The sequence below is a fragment of the Neobacillus drentensis genome, from assembly GCF_036966985.1.
In the GTDB taxonomy this organism is placed as follows: Bacteria; Bacillota; Bacilli; order Bacillales; family Cytobacillaceae; genus Neobacillus; species Neobacillus drentensis_E.
In genome coordinates this window covers 1-1,313 of the sequence record NZ_JBALSN010000768.1, presented here as the reverse complement: position 1 = coordinate 1,313, position 1,313 = coordinate 1, and the positions used below count along the sequence as shown (strand labels likewise).

Annotated in this window: 2 protein-coding genes; both read left to right on the top strand. The window is 36.8% G+C overall.

Annotation, left to right across the window (positions count from 1 at the left end; all coding sequences use genetic code 11):
• The first annotated feature begins 42 nt into the window (after positions 1-42).
• Positions 43-1,068, top strand: coding sequence for a PHP domain-containing protein (locus V7659_RS31535; RefSeq protein WP_438825882.1), 1,026 nt, complete (start codon positions 43-45; stop codon positions 1,066-1,068).
• Positions 1,069-1,108: 40 nt separating this feature from the next.
• On the top strand, positions 1,109-1,313 hold a 205-nt coding region (locus tag V7659_RS31530; protein ID WP_335543913.1), incomplete at its 3' end, for a hypothetical protein.

The window sequence follows — 1,313 nt, the reverse complement described above, 5'->3', positions numbered from 1 at the left end:
GCATATAGTTTATTATCAAGTACGGCATCTGTCCCAGATTTAATAAAAAATGCACAGACAAAAGGATTTTCTGCCATCGCTTTAACGGACAGAAACGTCATGTACGGAACCATTGAATTTTATAAGTTATGCCAAAAAAATAATTTGAAACCTATTATCGGTATAACAGTAGATGTGGAAAGTGAGTACACCTCTAATGAATCCTATCCACTAGTCTTACTCGCTGAAAATGATCAGGGTTATAGAAATCTTTTAAAGATATCTAGTACCGTTCAAACTAAAACCGATCATGGAATCCCATTAAAATGGCTGAAACATTATTCAGACGGTCTCATTGCGATTACTCCTGGGCTCGAAGGAGAAATTGAACAGTTACTTATAAATGGCAACGAGGAAAGGGCTAAAGAAGTAATTAGAAAACTAGATTCCATTTTTGGCAACGCCAGCTTTTTCTTAGCGATTCAAAATCACCAACTCGAACAAGAAACAAAAATTAGAAATAAGCTTGCTAGTTTGTCAAAAGAACTAAATATCCCAATGGTAGCCACAAATCAGGTCTATTATTTAGAAAAAGAAGATATGTTTGCTCATGAGTGTTTGTTAGCCATTAAAAATGGTGATAAATTACAAGATGACCACAGAGAAAAGTTAGAAAACGATCAGTTCTATTTAAAAACTGCAAGTGAAATGGTCGATTGCTTTTCTGATATCCCCGATGCACTAGAAAATACAATCCGGATTGCCAACAGATGTCAATTTAACATTGAGTTAAATAAAACGTACTTGCCTGCATTTCCAACGGAAAAAGGGATTCCTGCTGAGGACTACCTTGATATGTTGTGTAAACAGGGCTTAAGTGAACGTTTTTCCTCGCCTTCACAGGAACATTTTGAACGGTTGTCCTATGAATTAGCAGTCATCAAACGGATGAAGTTTAGCAATTATTTTTTAATTGTTTGGGATTTTATGAAATACGCACGTGAAAATGGGATTTTAACTGGACCAGGAAGAGGTTCTGCAGCGGGTTCACTAGTTGCCTATGTTTTGTACATTACAGATNNAGCATAATCTACTATTTGAGAGGTTTTTAAATCCTGAACGAATTTCTATGCCGGATATAGACATTGATTTTCCAGACCACCAGCGTGATGAAGTGATTAACTATGTAGCTGAAAAATACGGGGACCTGCATGTCGCACAAATCGTTACCTTTGGAACGCTTGCAGCCAAAGCAGTACTTAGAGATATTGGCAAGGTATTCGGATTAAATTCCAAGGAGCTTGAACATGTATCAAGGATGATTCCGTCACGAT